Source organism: Prevotella dentalis DSM 3688 (assembly GCF_000242335.1).
Classification (GTDB): Bacteria; Bacteroidota; Bacteroidia; order Bacteroidales; family Bacteroidaceae; genus Prevotella; species Prevotella seregens.
This window is the reverse complement of sequence record NC_019960.1, coordinates 1,392,265-1,409,943: the sequence shown is the minus strand read 5'-3', so window position 1 is coordinate 1,409,943 and position 17,679 is coordinate 1,392,265. Positions and strand designations below refer to the sequence as shown.

Genomic DNA, 17,679 nt, shown 5'->3' with positions numbered 1-17,679 from the left:
CCTTGCAGAGAACCGCCCCCGGCGTGGTAACATCTGATGAAGCAGAGGTTACTTTTTGGTCAGCGTGGCGTAGTGTTTGCCCTCGCAGCTCAGGTAGAGCTTCACGTCGTAGGTGCCGGCCTCCACGTTGATGTTGGCGCCATTGTTGGAGGTGAGCTTGTCGAGCGTGCCGCCCCATGAGGTCTTCCAGTCGTGGTTCATGCGGAATTTCAGGTCGCCCGTCTTGGCGAGTACCACGCCGTCGCCCTCCCATGCCCCGCTTGTCGGGTTGTAGGCAAGGTCGATGTCGGTCTTCCAACCATCGTCGCTGAAGTCGCCGATGAGCGACACAACGCTCACCTTGTCCAGGCTGTAGGTCATGGCTGTAAGGTCTACATTGACTGCGTAGAAGCCCGTTTCGGGGGCCGGGCAGTTGCTGCCGCCGTTGTCGGCAATCTTTCCTTCGCCGTTGTTCTCCCAGTCGCCCTCCCAGTTGTTGCTGTTGGGCATGAACTTGAACTCGCCGTTCAGGTACATGAATCCCTGGTACTTGCCGTCCTCGCTGACGAGTGCCAGCGGGCAGGCAGCCTTGTCGCCCCAGCTGGTATTGGCCCCGCGCTCGTAGATATACTCGGCAAAGTTGAGGGCCGTCACCTTGTAGGTGGACTCCAGCATGTTGATTTCCACGCGTGCATACTTGGTTCCGGCGGGCACCTTGAGCGAGCCGTCGTCGGTCAGTTTGGCGCGGCGGTCGAGCTGTCCGGCAGTGCCGTCGGTGGCGTTCTGGCCGTTGCCCTCCTTGATTCCGAAGAGCTGGGTCCAGTCATCGCTGTTCACAATGGCGTCGCAGGCCTTGTCGTCGGCGATGGCAAACCAGCAGTCCTTGGAAGCATCGGCGATGGGGAACACGATGGTGAACACGGGATCGTCGTAGATGTTGGTCTCGCTATGGGTGAATTTCAGGCTGCGGCTGGCTGCCGAGGCCGCCCAGTCGCTGTTGGGACCGCCTATGATGTAGTAGGCATTGGCAATGTCAGGCGTGACGGCGGTCACGGTGTAGTTCACGGTGCCGGCGTCGATGAGGACGGCCTGGCCGCTCTTGACGGCGTTCACATACACGTGGCCGCTGAAGGTGCGGGCCACGGGGTTCTTGCCATAAGCGGCCTCGATGAGCGACTGGATGTTGTCCTTGCTGGCTAGTCCCTCCATGGTGGCGCTCACTTCGGTGGCTGTTGTGGCTCCCTGCGGCGTGAGTGCCACGCGGGCGTTGGCCAGCGTGTAGCCCTCGGGCAGGGTGGCGGTGCTCAGCGTGAACACGGGAACGGTGGCGGCGTCGGCTGTCAGGGTCTGTGCGGCCACGGCCGTGGCGGTGAAGCCCGGAATGGTGATGGCATCCTCTTGAGGGTTGGACTGCGGGTTGGCCCAGTCGGTGTAGTCCTCACTGCAGGACCCCATGAAGAGTCCTGTCAGTGCGAGCATGATATAAATAGATAGCTTTTTCATTCTTGTTGGTATTTAATCCTAAAGATGTGAATTACTTGATCGAGCCGGTATCCTTGCTGAAATTCAGATAAATCTTCTGGCCGGCCGTGCAACCTACGCGGGCCTGGTCGCCGCCGTTGCCGCGGTAGGAAATCTTGTCGCCGTCGATGCCGACGATGAATTCCGACTTCCACCAGTCGTAACCGGGCACCTTGGCGTACATGCGCACGCTGCCGCCGTCGTCAGTTCCGGGCAGTGCGGGCAGTGCGGGCGACACAAATTCGCCGTCGGCCGTGGCAGGCACGCTGAAAGCTTCGCCCTTGCCCTCGTCCCAGCTACCGATGGCCACGCCGATGAGGCGCACCTCGGGCTTGTTGAAAGTCACGGTGTAGTTCACGTCGCGGCCGCTCACCTTGGCCGTCACAATCATCAGATACCAGCCCGGATTCTTGGAGGCGATGTTGCCGCCGCCGTCCTGAATGTCGGCGCCCAGTTCACTCTCAGGGTCGATGGTGATGCCCGCGAAGCCTACTTCGCCGCCATCCCATGCCGTGGCCGTGTTAAACTTGATGCCCGATGCGTCGATGTAGACCATGTGCCAGAACTTGGCTGTCGTGTTGTCGTTGTCGCGCGATCCGTTCACTTCGGTCATGGTCAGCGGGCTGTCCCACGACCATCCGCAGAAGTTGCCGGTGATGTAGAGGGCGCTTGGAGCCTGTGCGGCGGGTAGAGAGTAGGCGAGTTTCACGTTCTTCAGGCTCACCACGTTGGACACTACCTGGGTCGTGTCCATGGCTTGCTTGGTGGAAGCGTTCACAATCTTGGCCGTGGCGCGGAAGTACACCGGTACGGTCAGGGGGAAATCCTCGGCTTTCTTGCCGGCGTTGAGTTCCAGATTGGTCATGGTGCTGGCCACCTCATTGGCGTCGAGAACCAGCTGGGTGGAGGTGAAAGTCTGGCTCAACGTCACGGCATCGCTCATGTCTGCTTTCGTGGCCACGTCCACCGTGTACTGCGTGTAGACGGGGAAGCCGCCGTAGTTGGGCTGGCTGCAGGTGAGGTTGACGAACTGCGAGTGGGCCAGGTCAACCACGTTGTTCTCAGAAACGGCGGGCGTATTGAGCTGGAACGTCTTGGGAATCTGGAGCGTCGGGTTGGAGTCGTTGTCGTCTTCGCAGGCCGTGAAGAGGGCCACGGCGCAGAGCAGAAGAAAGGCTGACTTGAATATTGTTTTCATTGTCGTATGCTTTAAAAGGATTGATTAATAGCCGTCGTTCTGTGTCAGGTTGCTGTTGACGGTGAGATCGGTTGTCGGAATGGCGAAGATGTTCTTTCTGGCGTCGAAGCTTCTGCCGGCCTTGGTGCCGCCTTTCCACTGCCACATGTAGCTGTTGCTGCCGCCGAAGTAGCCGAATCGGATGAGCGTGGGCCGGCGGAGCCCCTCGAAATAGAACTCGCGGCTCCATTCGTCGCAGATGTCTCTCAGCGAGAAACTGCCTGTGCGGGTCTGTGCATTGGCGCGGGTGCGCAGGGCGTTGATGTCGGCCGTACCGGTTGCCGTGGTGTTGCCGCCGTTGAGGCGAGCGTCACATTCGGCGTCGATCAGGTAGGCTTCGGCCACGCGGAAGAAGAAGAAATCGGTGTCGGGGAACTTCGAGTCGGTGGCAGTCGAGCCGTCGCTCTTCCAGTTGGAGAACTTGCCTACGGCGAAACCGTTGGTGAAGGTACCCACCTCGGTGTTTTCTACGGTGCGTCCAACGCCGTCGAAGATGGCGCGGTCGTCGTTGGCTGCGTCGGGCATGGCGTAGGCGTTCACGTTGGGAGCGTCGTTCTGCGGGAAGAACTTGGCGATGAGATCAGGCCGGCAACGGTTGCCGCCCCAGGTCTGGGAGATGTTGTTGCCGGTGGTGCCGTCTTTCTTTACACACACGCTTCCGTCCATGCAGCCGGCCATGAGGAAGGTCGTCACGCCGTAGGAGGTGGTGCGGTTGCCCTGTTGCAGAATCGGGAAGATGCCCTCTACGGAGGCTCCGCTCTCGCCGTTGTCGCCCAGGAACAGCTTCTGATAGGCCGACCATTTCTGGCCGTTGGGATCGGTCGAAGCCGTGCTGTAGAGCTTGTAGTCGGAGCCAATCACGCGCTTGGCGTAGGTCTGCGCGTCGGCCCAGTGGGCTGTCCCCGTGTAAACCTCGGCGTTCAGGTAGAGCCGGGCCAGAAGCATCCATGCGGCTGCCTTGTCCACACGGCCGTAGCCGGCGTCGCTGGACTTCTTGGCCTTGGGCTCGGAGAGCGCGGGTTCAATCTCCTTCAGCTCTTTTACGAGCCAGTTGAACAGGTCGGCGCGCTTGATTTGCGTGGGGTTGTTGCCGTCTGCGGCCAGCGTGAAAGGCACGTTGCCATAGAGATCCAGCAGCTCAAAGTAATTCAGGGCGCGGAGGAAACGCACCTCGGCTGTCTTGGTGGCGTCTTCCGAACTGAACCGATCCAGATACTGGTTGCACACCGTCACGCCGAAGTAGAGACGGTAGTAGAAGCCGCGGAGCATGGGATGCGAGGCGTCGTAGGCGTTGTAGCAGAACGACGAGAGGCCCTCGTCGCCCCAGCCGCAAATGGCTTCGTCGGTGGTCAGCTCGTTGGCATTGAAGAGCTGTCGCACGTAGCCCGTGGTGCCGCCGTCGAGTCCGGCGATGTCGCAGTCATTGTCCTCGGCACCCTTGTTGCCGGATACTGCGAAGTTGGCATAGCACTTGTTGAAGAGCTGGCTGCTCTTGATCTGTGTCGTTTTGTTGGGGTCGAGCGGTTCAACCTCAAGGATGTCGCAGGAGCTCAAGCCCATCGACAGCACCAGAACGACAGCAGGAAATATGTTTTTGATTAACTGTTTCATTGTCGATTTCTATTAGAATTAGAAGTTAAGATTCAGTCCGATCATGGCCGAGAAGGGGCGCGGGTAGACGTTGTTGTCGATACCGCCATACACTTCGGGGTCTATGCCGCTGTACTTGGTAATGGTGAACACGTTGTTCACGGCACCGTAGATGCGGCCGTTCAGGCCTGCCCATTTGCCGGCACGGAAGAGACTGTTGAAGCTGTAGCCCAGCGTGATGTTGTCACACTTGAGGAAAGAGCCGTTCTGCACGTAGCGGTCGGAGAGCACGGAGTAGGTCTCGTCCGATGTCCAACCGGCTGCAAGGGCCGAGATAGGGCGGTTGCTCAGGAACTCGTTGCGGTAGATGGCGGCCGAACCAACGTTGGCAGAGCCGGCCTCCAGGTTGTTGAACACATAGTTGCCGATGCTGGCACGGAGTGAGAAACCGAGGTCCCAGCTCTTGTATTCCAGGCGCGAGCTCAGGCCCATCGTCACCGGAGCCACGGGACTCTTGTAGAAATACTTGTCCTTTTCGGTAATCACACCGTCGCCGTTGCGGTCTACGACCACACCCTCCAGGGGCTTGCCGTCGGCCCCATAAGCCTGCTGGAACACATAATAAGAGAAAGCCGGATGGCCCACGGCGTGTGCCTGGCAGTTGTTTCCGGTACCGGCCGAGATGCCTCCTACGGGGATAAAGTAGTCTTTCACATAGGCTTCGGTCAGCCGAGAGATATTGTTCTGGTTGTAGGTGAAGTTGTAATCGATCATCCAGTTCCAGTCTTTCGTCTGGATAGGATTGAAGTGAATGGCTGCCTCCACACCGGTGTTGGTCATGTCGCCAACGTTCTTTGGCAGGGTGTTTTTAAAGGTAGAGCCTGCACCAACATTCACTGTACTGATGAGGTCTGTGGTCTTGCGGTAGTACCAGTCGATGCTGCCACTGATGCGCTGATTGAGGATTCCCCAGTCCAGACCGATGTTGTAGGTCGTGGTCTTCTCCCAGGTCAGGGCGTGGTTGGTGGCTACCGGGCGTGCCAGCGAGCCGTCACCGTCGATGTCATAATAGGAGGTGGGGTTCACATTCAGGTTGTAAGTGTCGTAGTAGGGATAGTCGCCGATGTCGGTTCCGAGGTTCTGCTGTCCGGTGGTGCCATAGCCAAGGCGTAGCTTCAGGTCGGACAACCAGGAGATGTCGCGGAACTTATTCTCGTCCTTGATGCGCCAACCGAAGGCGAACGACGGGAACACACCCCACTGTTTGTTGTCGTAAGGCTGCAGCCAATTGAAGCGACTTGAGCCGTCGGCACGCACCGTTGCAGTCAGCATATAGCGGCTGTCCATGAGAGTCCAGTTGGCACGACCGAAGAAAGAGAGCAGCTTACTGTGGGTGATAAAGTCGTAAGTCTTGTCGTTGTACTTGGTGCCGGCCTTCGAGGCATCGTTGTAACCGGCGCCATAATAGCCATAATAGTTGTTGTGCTGGCTGCGCCAGAAGCGCTGGAACTCCGAACCCAGCATGATGTCGAAGTGGTTTTTGGCCGGGTCGTTGAAGTCGTGGTAGTACTGCGCATAGGCGCTGGCCGTGAAGTTGCGCTTCAGAATCTTCTCCCATCCGTGGCTGCCGTAGTAGATGTTCTCAGGCGAGGCGGGATCAACGTCGGTCAGCTGCTTGCCCTCGGCAATGTCGTAGCCCACGGTTCCGTGCAGACGCAGGTCTTCAAATCCCTGTATCTGATAGTCCACGTCAAGGTTGGCATTCAGGTCTTTGGAGTGCGCGCGGTCGTTTTTCAGGTTGAGCAGTGCCACGGGATTCTTGGTGGCGTTGTTGTTGTAGGTGTAGGCCCAGTTCTTGTCACCCAGTGGCGTGCCGGGCTGCGTCCACTCATAGTAGCCGCCGAAGTTGCTGTACATGGCATCGCTGCTCCGTACCGGCTTCGTGGGATCCATCCACACGGCTGCGCTGATGGCGTCGGTGTTGGCATATTTCGTGTCGGCATACATGCCTTTCACGTTGATGTTGAACTTCAAGTGGTCGTTGAGCAGACTGGGATTCAGGTTTACGGATGCCGTGTAGCGGTCGAAATCTGAGGTCTTCAGGATGCCCTGCTCACCCGTATAGCCCACTGATACGCGGTAGGGGAGCACTGTGCCGAGCGAGCCCGAAAGCGTCAAGGCATGGTCTTGCGTGATAGCCGTGCGGTAGATTTCCTCCTGCCAGTCGGTGTTTTCCTTGCCCAAAGCGTTCTGTACGGTCTGCTCCTGGGAGGTGCCTTTGTACAGATTGGTCACGAATTTGCGGTACTGATCGCCGTCCATCACGTCGATGGTCTTGCGCTTCATGCTCACTGTGGCACTGCCGTTGTAGCCGATTTGCACCTTCTGTCCCTTGCGGCCTTTCTTGGTGGTAATGATGATGACACCGTTTGAACCGCGGCTTCCGTAGATGGCCGTGGCCGAGGCGTCTTTCAAAATGTTGAAACTCTCGATGTCCTGAGGGTTTACAATAGACAGCGCATTGGACAAACCTTTCACGCCATTGTTGTCCATGGGGATGCCGTCGATAACGATTAGCGGGTCGCTGTCGGCGTTGAGCGAGGCACCGCCACGGATGCGAATGGTTGCCTTGGAGCCGGGGGCGCCGCCCTCCGTAGTGACATTCACACCGGCAATCTTGCCCGAAATCATTTCCTGGGCGTTCACCACGAGACCCTTGTTCTTGCTGTCCGGCTTCAGGGCAGTCACCGATCCCGTGAGGTCTGACTTCTTAACGGCACCGTAACCAATAACTACCACCTCGTTGAGAGACTTCTCTTTGCCCTCTTGCAACGTGATGCTCATGTTGGAAGAAGCCGTTCCTTTGTAGCTTTCGTACCCGATATAGTCCACGGTTACCGTGGCTCCGGAGTTGGCGTTCAGTGTGAAATTACCGTCGATGTCGGTCACCGTCCCGCCCTGTTGTCCGTCTATACGGACCGTGGCGCCGATGACTGGCTCGCCAGTAGCATCCACTACATGTCCTTTGACAACCACTTGCTGACCAAACGCAGTGGCTGCGAGAGCAAGGCCACATGCTAATGTGACGGCTCTGCGAGGCATTGTAATCTTTACCTGCTTCATCATTTTTCGTTTTAAGTTAACCTATAATTTATAAATTGTTTACTCGTCTTTAGGCTCCAACTCCCTTTCCTGTGTGGTAGATAAATCGTTGATAATGGGAATGGTTAGCGGTGCTCGCGGCACACTTTCACGCTGCAAAAATAAGCGTTATTTAATTGCCGTACACTTTTTTTAGCACAAAATTGTCGAAACGGTCGTGCAAACGTTTGCGCAATTCAATGCAAACTTTGTAAAAAACGGTGTACCGTGTTCACGCCAAAATCCTTATTTTTGCAACGAGAAAGGCGCGGTTTGGCCTTTTTGGACGGCCGGCCGCGCTGCAAACGCAGTGATCTGCCCTTTAGACCTAATGTAGAAGATGAAACAATCTGCACCTGTCACGATGAAAGATATAGCCGAGGCACTGGGCGTGTCGGTGGCTACGGTGTCGCGTGCCCTCAAGGACAGTCCGCGCATCAGCGGCACGCAGCGCGAGAAAATAAAGAGGTACGCGCGCGAACATAATTATTATCCCAATGTATTGGCCGAGAGTTTGCGCAACAGCCGCACCAGACCGCTCAAGATCATCGGCGTCATTGTACCCCAGTTTGCACATTTCTACTTTGCCTCAGTGCTTAGTGGCATCGAGCAGGAGGCCGCCTCGCGGGGCTACACCATTATGGTGGGACAGAGTGCCGAACAGTACAACCGCGAGGTGTTGCTCTGCGAGCGGTTCTATGAGCACAAGGTGTGCGGCGTCATTGTTTCCCAAGCCAAGGACACGCAGCAGTACGAACACTTCCAGAAACTCATGGACCACGGCATGCCTCTCGTGTTCTACGACCGCATCTGCACCGGCATCGACTGCAACCGTGTGGTGGTGGACGACTATCAGGGGGCTTTCAACGCCGTGACCCATCTCATCAATACGGGCTGCCGGCGCATTGCTTTCTACGGCTCTCCCATGACTCTCGAAATCTCCAAAAACCGCTACAACGGCTACCGCGACGCCCTGTTGCGCCAAGGCCTGCAGCCCGAGGAGCGGTTCTTCCGCATCTGCGACAACCGGGCCGACGCCGAGGCCATCACGCCCGGCCTGCTCTCACAGGGGGAGATTCCCGACGCTTTCTTCGCCGTGAACGACGATACGGCCATCGGTATTCTCTATACAGCCAAGCGTATGGGCTACCGCGTACCCCAAGACGTCTCCGTCTGCGGCTTCACCAACGGCTACCGCGCCGTGGCCTGCGACCCAATGCTCACCACCGTGGAACAGCGTGGCGTGCGCGTGGGCGAGGAGGCCACCAACATCCTTATCTCCAAAGTGGAGGGAGAAACTCCTCTGAACAAAGTGGAGAAACGCGTGGTGAGGACGCGGCTGGTCATCAGGGGAACAACGAAATAATTCAAAATTCAGAATTCAAAATTCAAAATTACCGTGCGGCATGAAGGAGTTGAACGATAATGTTGTTGTGATGAAGAGTATGGATTTTGCCGTGCGGTGCGTGCGGTTGGCCAAGTATCTGCGCGACACCCACCATGAATACGACCTGGCCAGCCAGATTCTTTGCAGCGGCACGAGCGTTGGCGCGAACGTGCGCGAGGCGTTGCGCGGACAGAGCCGGGCTGACTTTCGCGCCCGGATGAACATCTCTTTGCGTGAGGCCAACGAGTCGCAGTACTGGCTGGACTTGCTGTCTCGCGTGGGACTTATCTCCGAAAGGGAGTATCAAAGTTTGTTTGCCGATTGCACGGAACTGTGCAAACTCCTCATGGCTATCGTGAAGTCCACGGCCCAAAACAATGTGAATGGAACCCCAAAATAGTTAAAAGTCAGGCTGGCAGCCACTCCGTCAGCCTCATCTTATATCATCATGTCAGACCGTATAAAAAGTAAAATCAACCCCCAAACAACGAAAAAACAGGATGTCGTCCAGTACGTCAACGCATGTCAGCCCGCGCATCACCGAATGATTGCCAGTGCATCAACGGATAATTGCCAGTGCATCACCGAATGATTGCCTGTGCATCAACGGATAATTGCCAGCGTATCATCGAATGATAGCCCGCGCATCACCGAATGTTTGTCAGCGTATCACCGCATGATTGCCAGTGCATCAACGGATAATTGCCAGCGTATCAACGGATGACCGCCTACGCGTCAGCCTAATTTTGAATTTTGAATTATGAATTTTGAATTAAAAAACAAGCCCGATTTATCCTTTTGGGGCTTATGGAATCTGAGCTTCGGATTCTTCGGTGTGCAGATTGCTTATGCCCTGCAGAGTGCCAACATCTCGCGGATTTTCGCCACGCTCGGCGCCGATCCCCACAGTCTGAGTTACTTCTGGATACTGCCGCCGCTCATGGGCATACTGGTGCAGCCCATCGTGGGCTCGTGTTCCGACCGCACCTGGACACGTTGGGGCCGCCGTATTCCCTACCTCTTCATCGGTGCAGCCGTGGCTGTACTGGTGATGTGTCTGCTGCCCAACAGTGGCTCTTTCGGCATGGCCGTGTCCACGGCCATGGTTTTTGGGCTCGTCTCGCTCATGTTTCTCGACACCTCCATCAACATGGCCATGCAGCCATTCAAGATGCTTGTAGGCGACATGGTGAACGAGCGGCAGAAGGCCAAGGCCTACAGCATCCAGAGTTTCCTGTGCAATGCAGGGTCGCTCGTGGGCTATGTGTTCCCCTTTGCTTTTGCCTTGCTGGGTATTGCCAACGTGGCTCCCAAGGGCGTGGTGCCCGACTCGGTGATCTACAGCTTCTATGTGGGCGCCGCCATCCTCATTCTTTGCGTCGTCTATACCGTGGTGAAAGTGAAAGAATGGAGTCCGCAGGAGTATGAACAGTACAACGGCAAGAAGACCGACAACGGGGCCTTGGACGACGAGGGCAGCGGCAACTGGCTGGTGCTGCTGCGCCATGCGCCCGCCACGTTCTGGAAAGTAGGCCTCGTGCAGTTCTTCTGCTGGTTTGCTTTTATGTATATGTGGACCTATACCAACGGCACTGTGGCCGCCAACTGCTGGGGCACCACCGATGTGACCAGCAGCGGTTACCAAGAGGCCGGCAACTGGGTGGGCATCCTCTTCGCCGTGCAGGCTATCGGTTCGGTGGTCTGGGCCCCCATCCTGCCCAAGTTCAGCAACCGCAAGATGGCCTATGCCGTGAGTCTGTTGCTGGGTGGCGTGGGCTTCGCGGCCTGTGCCGTGGTGCACGATCCCTACCTGCTCTTCGTGCCTTTCTTGCTCATCGGGGCTGCCTGGGCTGCCATGCTGGCCATGCCTTTCACCTTTGTCACCAATGCCCTGCAGGGTTATGGCCACATGGGTGCCTATCTGGGGCTCTTCAATGGCACCATTTGCATCCCGCAGATTGTGGCTGCAGCCATTGGCGGCACCTTGCTGGCCGTGGTGGGCAGTGTGCAGAGCCACATGATGATTGTGGCCGGCGTGAGCCTTGTGCTCGGTGCCGTTGCCGTGTCGTTCATCCGCGACGGCAAGCAGGCATAGCCCCCGTTTCTCTGCCGCCACGACCCTGCCGTGCGTGCGTGAAGCCATGATGGTTTAGCCGTGGCAACCCTGTCAGAGGGTTGCCACGGCTTTGATTTTTCCCTACCATTGTGCCGTCATTCCCCCATCATTCCCTGGCCCCACTGCGCCAACCCTGCAATCGTCTTTTCATCACGGCGCAACGGCGTTGCGTTTACGCCGTCGTCGCCTCGCGTTTGAGGCTTTTTCACGCCACGTTTACGCCGCCATCGCACTGCGTTTGCGCCGTTGTCGCTGCGGCCCGACGGGGTGGCGGATGGCGTTGCGGGCCCTCGGGGCGCGTTTTCGGGCTGCCGGACTTGGCGGGTTGCCGATTTTTGCCTATTTTTGCAATGGGCTTTAATCCCCCAAATGCTTTGGTTATGACAACGACAATGATTCTTCTCCGGCTGGCCGTGGCCGCCATCTTCGGCGGCCTCATCGGCCTCGAGCGCGACTATCGCTCCAAGGATGCCGGCTTCCGCACTCACGTGCTCGTGGCCCTGGGCAGCGCCCTGTTCATGATTGTGAGCCAGTATGGCTTTGCCGACATCATTGCCCACGGGGCTGTGGGCCGGTTCGATCCCTCGCGCGTGGCCGCCCAGGTGGTCTCGGGCATGGGCTTCCTCGGGGCCGGCTGCATCATCTTGCAGAAGAATGTGGTCAAGGGACTCACCACGGCCGCCGGCTTGTGGGTCACCTCGGCCATCGGTCTGGCCTGCGGTGGAGGCCTCTTCCTGCCCGCCGTGGCCACGGTGGTGCTACTGTTGCTCTGCCTGGAGGTCATCAACAGCAGTCTGCCTAAGATGGGGCGCACGGTCATCACCGTGGGCTTCACGGCCACCAGCAAGATGGCCGTCACCGCCGTGCTCGACCGTCTGCACGGTGAGGACATCGTCCTGGCCGCCTACGAGATGAAGCATGCGCCCACCGCCGAGGGCGATTGCTACAAGGTGACGATGGAAATCAAGGTGCGGCGCGACCGCGACCAGCACCGGCTGCTCAACACTTATCTGGCCCAGTTTGATGACATTTCCATCGACAGCTTTGAGTAACCGCCCGTGGGCGGCCGGTGGTCTGCAGCCGGTTCGCCGGTGTGTGCTGGCCTTGTGGCTGCTGCTGCCGGGGCTGCCCGCCGTGGCTGCGCCCGGCGGCGGCGGCGCGTTGAGCTATGGGCCGGCCCTGTTGCCAGTGGCCGCCACCCTGGTGTTGAAGGCCGGCGGCGTGGAGAGTGCCAGCTCGTGGCGGCGGCTGGGCGTGGATGCGGTAGCCTCGCTGGCCCTCTCGTGTGGCACGGCCTATGCCCTGAAGCGGGCTGTGCGCGAGCGTCGGCCCGACGGGGCCGACCGTCATGCTTTCCCCTCGGGCCATGCCACGCTGGCCTTTGCCGGCGCGGCGGTGCTTGATCGGGAGTTTCGCCACGCCTCGCCGTGGGTTAGCGTGGCGGGCTATGCGCTGGCTGCGGGCGTGGCCGTGGAGCGGGTAACGAGCCGCCGCCACCGCTGGCACGACGTGGCGACAGGGGCCGCCCTCGGCGTGGGGGGTACGTGGCTCGGCTACTGGCTGGGCGACAAGCTCACGGGGGAACACAGCCGTTGGCAGCTGCATGTGGGTGCAAACGAGCTCACCTTGAACCTCGAACTTTGAGCTTTACCCTTTGAAATATGAAGTTCAAAGGACGAGAGTGCAAACGATTGCACGTTCTTTTCCACACTTTGTGCAAAAGGCGGGGAGCGGTGTATGATAGTTTTTGTTATCTTTGAACCAGAAAATATTTAACCTAAACTCTATGAATTTATCATTTCATGTGGATTACCAGACTCGGTTCGGCGAGGAACTCGTGCTGAATCTTGTCAAGCAGGACGGCGTTGCCCAGTACCGTATGAGGACGACCGATGGTAGCCGGTGGAGCTGCCAGCTCACCATGCAGCCCTCGAAAGCGACAATCGACTATTACTATAGCGTGGACTACGCCGGCACACGGGAGCGTCATGAGTGGACCACCGTGATGCACCGGCTGGAGCTCTGTGCGGCCAAGGGCGTGGAATACACCGTCTACGACCACTGGACCGACATTCCCGAAGACTCCTATCTCTACAGTTCGGCCTTCACAGACTGTATCAACCGCCGCGAGACGGGCGCATTGCCCCGCACGGAGTATGGCCGGACGGTGCGCCTTGTGGTGCGCGCCCCTCAGTTGCGCAGCGGCGAGCGGCTGGCCCTGGTGGGCGCGGGTGACTATCTGGGCAACTGGGAATGGGACAAGGCTCTGCCCATGACGGAGCACAATATCAACGAGTGGGCCGTTGATCTGAACGCCGATGCCCTCGACTCCAATGTGGTGGAGTTCAAGTTTGCCGCCCTCGGCAGCGGGCAGGCTTCGGGCCCACTTTGGGAGACGGGGCTGAACCGCACCGTGGAACTGCCCCCGATGACCGACGGGCAAGTGGTGGTTTACCATCTCGACCAGGCCTTCCTGCCCGTCTACAACGTGAAGCTGGCCGGCACGCTGGTGCCTGTATTCTCGCTGCGCTCGCACAGCAGCTTCGGCGTGGGCGACTTCGGCGACCTGCGCCGCATGGTAGACTACGTGGAGCAGAGCGGTCAGCGCGTGCTCCAGGTGCTGCCCATCAACGATACAACCATCACCCATACCTGGACCGACTCCTATCCCTATAGCTGCATCAGCGTGTTTGCCCTGCATCCGCAGTATGTGGATCTGACCCGGCTGCCCGCCCTCAAGGACGAGGGGCAGCGGGCACGGTTCGAGCAGTTGCGCCAGGAGCTCAACGCCCTCGACCAGATAGACTACGAGCGTGTGAACCAGGCCAAGACCGAGTATCTGCGCCTGGTGTTCGAGCAGGAGGGAAAGGCCATGATGGCCTCCAAGGCTTTCCGCGGGTTCTTCAAGGAGGCCGGGCAGTGGCTTGTGCCCTACGCACAGTACAGCATGCTGCGCGATCGCTTCGGCACGGCCGACTTCTCGCAGTGGCCCGACCACCGTACGTGGGACGAGGCCGACCGCCGCGACCTGTCCAACAGCCGTACCAAGGCCTATCGGGAGGTGGAGTTCTGGTACTTTGTGCAGTTCGTTCTGGATAGCCAGTTCCGTGAAGTGCACGACTATGCCCGTCTGCACCGCGTGGTGCTTAAGGGCGACATCCCCATCGGTGTGAACCGCTACAGCTGCGACGTGTGGATGGAACCGAAATATTTCAACCTGAACGGCCAGGCCGGTGCCCCCCCCGACGACTTCTCGGTGAACGGCCAGAACTGGGGCTTCCCCACCTACAATTGGGACGAGATGCTCAAGGACGGCTGTCGGTGGTGGGTGCGCCGCTTCCAGAGCATGGCCCGCTTCTTTGACGCCTACCGCATCGATCACGTGCTGGGCTTCTTCCGCATTTGGCAGATTCCCGGCGATGCCGTGCACGGATTGCTGGGACAGTTTAGCCCCGCACTCGGCATGACGCGCGAGGAAATCGAGGGCTATGGCCTCCTTTTCCAGGAGCACCAGTTCTGTGACCCGTTCATTTCCGACTGGATCGTCGAGCGCGTGTTTGGCGAGCGCGCCGACGAGGTGAAGCAGAAGTACCTCGACCATGCCCACGACGACGTATGGAACATGAAGCCCGAGTATGCCACGCAGCGCAAGGTGGAGCGTGCCTTTGCCGGTGTCACCGCACAGAGCGAGCTCAATCTGCGCGACGGCCTCTATGCTTTAATCTCCAATGTGCTCTTCGTGCGCGACGCCAGGGAGCCCGGCAAGTACCATCCGCGCATCTCGGCACAGTTCGATTTCACCTACGAGGCCCTCTACGACAGCGACAAAGCTGCCTTCAACCGCCTCTACAACGACTATTTCTATCGCCGCAACAACCAGTTCTGGTATCGCGAGGCCATGAAGAAGCTGCCACGACTGGTCGAGGCCACGCGCATGCTTGTGTGTGCCGAGGACCTCGGCATGGTGCCCGACTGCGTGTCATGGGTCATCAATGCCCTGCGCATTCTCTCGCTCGAAATCCAGTCTATGCCCAAGGATCCGCACGTGCGCTTCGGCCATCTCTCGCGCAATCCCTACCGTTCCGTCTGCACATTCTCCACCCACGACATGCCCACCATGCGCCAGTGGTGGGACGAGAATATCGACCGCACGCAGGATTATTACAACTCTATGCTCCATCGCGGCGGTGCAGCCCCGCACCCGTTGCCGGGCTGGCTGGCCCGCGACATCGTGTCGCGGCAGCTCACCTCGCCCTCGATGCTCTGCGTGCTGAGCATTCAGGACTGGCTGGCCGGCGACGAGCGGCTGCGGCTGCCCGACGCCGACGCCGAGCGTATCAACGTTCCCGCCAACCCCAGGCACTACTGGCGCTACCGCATGCACCTCTGCATCGAGGACCTGATGGCCGACGAAGCCTTCATGGAGAGCGTGCGCGAGCTGGTGTACCAGAGCGGGAGGTAATTCAAAATTCAGGATTCAAAATTCAAAATTGTTCTTGCGGGATTTTAAAAAGAAAAGGAATATGCGCTTACATCTGTTCATTGCATCCCTCCTGTGCTCGGCTGCAGCCCTGGGCCAGGAGGTGAGTTCGCCCGACGGCAACGTCAGGCTCAGGTTCTCGCTCACGGCCGCCGGCCAGCCCACCTACGAGATGAGCTACAAGGGCTGGGCCGTGGTGAAGCCCTCGCACCTGGGGCTCGAGCTGGCCAAGGACAGCCATGCCTCCAAGGGCATGCGCGAAACCAGCTTGATGGACGGCTTCACCGAGACGGCCCATCGCACCACAACCTTCGATGAGACGTGGAAACCCGTGTGGGGTGAGACGGCCACCATCCGCAATCACTACAACGAACTGGCCGTGGACTTGGCCCAGCCTTCGTCCAAGCGCACCATGACCATCCGCTTTCGCGTGTACGATGACGGCATGGGGCTGCGCTATGAGTTCCCCCAGCAGGACTCGCTCGTTTACTTTGTCATCAAGGATGAGCACACGCAATTCGCCATGACGGGCGACCATACCGCCTGGTGGCTGCCCGGAGACTACGACACTCAGGAGCAGGAAACCCAGGAAAGCCGCCTCTCGGAGATACGCACCCGCTTCCATGATGCCGTGAATTGGAGCAACTCTTCGGTGTCGGTGTTCTCACCTACCGGCGTGCAGACGTCGCTGCAAATGAAGAGTCGCGATGGCCTTTACATCAATATTCACGAGGCTGCCTGCGTGGACTATGCCACGATGCACCTCAATCTGGACGACAAGAACTTGGTGTTCGACTCGTGGCTCACGCCCGACGCCACCGGCATGAAAGGCTACATGCAGACGCCCTGCCAGACACCCTGGCGCACGGTAATGGTGAGCGACGATGCGCGCGACATGCTTTCGAGCAACCTCATCCTCAATCTTAACGAGCCGTGCAAGATTGAAGACACCAGCTGGATACACCCCACGAAGTACTGTGGCGTGTGGTGGGAGATGATTGTGGGCAAGAGTTCGTGGAACTATACCGACGAGTTCCCCTCCATCAAGCTCGACCAGATAGACTGGAGCAAGGCCAAACCCAACGGCCGCCACGCCGCCAACACGGCCAAAGTGAAGCAGTATATCGACTTTGCTGCCCGGAACGGCTTGCAGCAAGTGCTCGTCGAGGGCTGGAATGTGGGCTGGGAAGACTGGGCTAACCACTGGAAACAGGATGTGTTCGACTTTGTGACGCCCTATCCTGACTTCGACCTTAAGGCGCTGAATGACTATGCCCACAGCAAGGGCGTGAAGCTGATGATGCACCACGAGACCTCGTCGAGCGTGCAAAACTACGAGCGACACATGGAGCGTGCCTACCAGTTGATGAACCGCTACGGCTACGACGCGGTGAAGAGCGGCTATGTGGGCGACATCATCCCGCGCGGCGACCACCACTATTCCCAGTCCATGAACAACCATTATCTCTACTGCGTGAAGGAGGCGGCCCGGCATCACATCATGGTGAACGCCCATGAGGCCACGCGTCCCACGGGTCTTTGCCGCACGTGGCCCAACCTGGTGGGCAACGAAAGCGCCCGCGGCACGGAATATGAAGCCTTTGGCGGCAGCCAGCCCAACCACACGGTCATCCTGCCTTTCACCCGGCTTCAGGGCGGCCCCATGGACTACACGCCCGGCATTCTGGAGACGCAGCTCAAGACTTGGAGCGACAATCCCAACTACGTGCACACCACGCTCGTGGGCCAGCTGGCCCTGTATCTGGTGATGTACAGCCCGTTGCAGATGGCCGCCGACCTGCCCGAGAACTATGCCAAATACGACGATGCCTTCCAGTTCATCCGTGACGTGGCCTGCGACTGGGACGACTCCCGCTATCTGGAAGCCGAGCCTGCGCGCTACATCACGGTGGCACGCAAGGCCAAGGGCACGGACAACTGGTTTGTAGGAGGCAAGTGCGACGAGCACGGCCACCAGAGCACGGTGAAGCTCGACTTCCTCGACAACGGCCGTTGCTACGACTGCACCATCTATGCCGACGCCAAAGGGGCCGACTATGAGAAGAATCCCAAGGCCTATACCATTACTCGCAGGACGGTGAAACACGGCGACGTGCTGAAGCTCACCGAGGCGCGCGGCGGCGGCTTTGCCGTGTCGCTGATGGCGAAGTAACCGTTTGGGCGGTCAAGGCGTTCCTTAATTCCTTAACTCCGTGGCTCTAAAATAA

The 17,679-nt window shown here is 58.7% G+C and carries 11 protein-coding genes; 7 read left to right on the top strand and 4 right to left on the bottom strand.

What is annotated here, in order from left to right:
* Window positions 1-48 precede the first annotated feature (48 nt).
* Genes PREDE_RS05575 through PREDE_RS05560 form a run of 4 tightly spaced genes read right to left on the bottom strand, consistent with a single transcriptional unit; the run spans window position 49 to window position 7,450 of the window.
* Window positions 49-1,482 (bottom strand): Outer membrane protein SusF domain-containing protein, encoded by a 1,434-nt coding sequence (locus tag PREDE_RS05575; RefSeq protein WP_005844913.1) that lies wholly within the window; start codon window positions 1,480-1,482, stop codon window positions 49-51.
* A 31-nt stretch (window positions 1,483-1,513) separates the two neighbouring features.
* Complete coding sequence (locus tag PREDE_RS05570; protein ID WP_005844911.1) at window positions 1,514-2,698, bottom strand: SusF/SusE family outer membrane protein; 1,185 nt, start codon at window positions 2,696-2,698, stop codon at window positions 1,514-1,516.
* 24 nt (window positions 2,699-2,722) lie between these two features.
* Window positions 2,723-4,348 (bottom strand): RagB/SusD family nutrient uptake outer membrane protein, encoded by a 1,626-nt coding sequence (locus tag PREDE_RS05565; RefSeq protein WP_005844909.1) that lies wholly within the window; start codon window positions 4,346-4,348, stop codon window positions 2,723-2,725.
* A gap of 18 nt (window positions 4,349-4,366) precedes the next feature.
* Entirely contained in the window at window positions 4,367-7,450 is a 3,084-nt protein-coding gene (locus PREDE_RS05560; RefSeq protein ID WP_174264886.1) for a SusC/RagA family TonB-linked outer membrane protein, read from the bottom strand.
* A 358-nt stretch (window positions 7,451-7,808) separates the two neighbouring features.
* Between PREDE_RS05560 and PREDE_RS05555 the strand changes: the two genes are divergently transcribed.
* From PREDE_RS05555 to PREDE_RS05525, 7 genes are all read left to right on the top strand, one after another.
* Entirely contained in the window at window positions 7,809-8,834 is a 1,026-nt protein-coding gene (locus PREDE_RS05555) for a LacI family DNA-binding transcriptional regulator (RefSeq protein ID WP_005844905.1), read from the top strand.
* Between the two features lie 40 nt (window positions 8,835-8,874).
* The gene (locus PREDE_RS05550) at window positions 8,875-9,255 is read left to right on the top strand and encodes a four helix bundle protein (protein WP_005844903.1); all 381 of its coding nucleotides are present in this window, start codon (window positions 8,875-8,877) and stop codon (window positions 9,253-9,255) included.
* A 360-nt stretch (window positions 9,256-9,615) separates the two neighbouring features.
* Entirely contained in the window at window positions 9,616-10,950 is a 1,335-nt protein-coding gene (locus PREDE_RS05545; RefSeq protein ID WP_005844901.1) for an MFS transporter, read from the top strand.
* 401 nt (window positions 10,951-11,351) lie between these two features.
* Window positions 11,352-12,023, top strand: coding sequence for an MgtC/SapB family protein (locus PREDE_RS05540; RefSeq protein WP_015298531.1), 672 nt, complete (start codon window positions 11,352-11,354; stop codon window positions 12,021-12,023).
* The gene (locus PREDE_RS05535) at window positions 11,995-12,615 is read left to right on the top strand and encodes a phosphatase PAP2 family protein (RefSeq protein ID WP_015298530.1); all 621 of its coding nucleotides are present in this window, start codon (window positions 11,995-11,997) and stop codon (window positions 12,613-12,615) included. The genes PREDE_RS05540 and PREDE_RS05535 overlap by 29 nt, the downstream gene beginning before the upstream one ends.
* A gap of 142 nt (window positions 12,616-12,757) precedes the next feature.
* On the top strand, window positions 12,758-15,433 hold the full coding sequence (locus tag PREDE_RS05530) for a 4-alpha-glucanotransferase (RefSeq protein ID WP_005844896.1): 2,676 nt from the start codon (window positions 12,758-12,760) through the stop codon (window positions 15,431-15,433).
* A 61-nt stretch (window positions 15,434-15,494) separates the two neighbouring features.
* The gene (locus PREDE_RS05525; RefSeq protein ID WP_005844894.1) at window positions 15,495-17,624 is read left to right on the top strand and encodes a glycoside hydrolase family 97 protein; all 2,130 of its coding nucleotides are present in this window, start codon (window positions 15,495-15,497) and stop codon (window positions 17,622-17,624) included.
* Window positions 17,625-17,679: the final 55 nt, after the last annotated feature.

What these genes read in the sequence shown, in the direction of transcription:
- PREDE_RS05575 (WP_005844913.1), bottom strand. Translation starts at nt 1,482, where the DNA reads ATGAAAAAGCTATCTATTTATATCATGCTCGCACTGACAGGACTCTTC.
- PREDE_RS05570 (WP_005844911.1), bottom strand. Translation starts at nt 2,698, where the DNA reads ATGAAAACAATATTCAAGTCAGCCTTTCTTCTGCTCTGCGCCGTGGCC.
- PREDE_RS05565 (WP_005844909.1), bottom strand. Translation starts at nt 4,348, where the DNA reads ATGAAACAGTTAATCAAAAACATATTTCCTGCTGTCGTTCTGGTGCTG.
- PREDE_RS05560 (WP_174264886.1), bottom strand. Translation starts at nt 7,450, where the DNA reads ATGAAGCAGGTAAAGATTACAATGCCTCGCAGAGCCGTCACATTAGCA.
- PREDE_RS05555 (WP_005844905.1), top strand. Translation starts at nt 7,809, where the DNA reads ATGAAACAATCTGCACCTGTCACGATGAAAGATATAGCCGAGGCACTG.
- PREDE_RS05550 (WP_005844903.1), top strand. Translation starts at nt 8,875, where the DNA reads ATGAAGGAGTTGAACGATAATGTTGTTGTGATGAAGAGTATGGATTTT.
- PREDE_RS05545 (WP_005844901.1), top strand. Translation starts at nt 9,616, where the DNA reads ATGAATTTTGAATTAAAAAACAAGCCCGATTTATCCTTTTGGGGCTTA.
- PREDE_RS05540 (WP_015298531.1), top strand. Translation starts at nt 11,352, where the DNA reads ATGACAACGACAATGATTCTTCTCCGGCTGGCCGTGGCCGCCATCTTC.
- PREDE_RS05535 (WP_015298530.1), top strand. Translation starts at nt 11,995, where the DNA reads ATGACATTTCCATCGACAGCTTTGAGTAACCGCCCGTGGGCGGCCGGT.
- PREDE_RS05530 (WP_005844896.1), top strand. Translation starts at nt 12,758, where the DNA reads ATGAATTTATCATTTCATGTGGATTACCAGACTCGGTTCGGCGAGGAA.
- PREDE_RS05525 (WP_005844894.1), top strand. Translation starts at nt 15,495, where the DNA reads ATGCGCTTACATCTGTTCATTGCATCCCTCCTGTGCTCGGCTGCAGCC.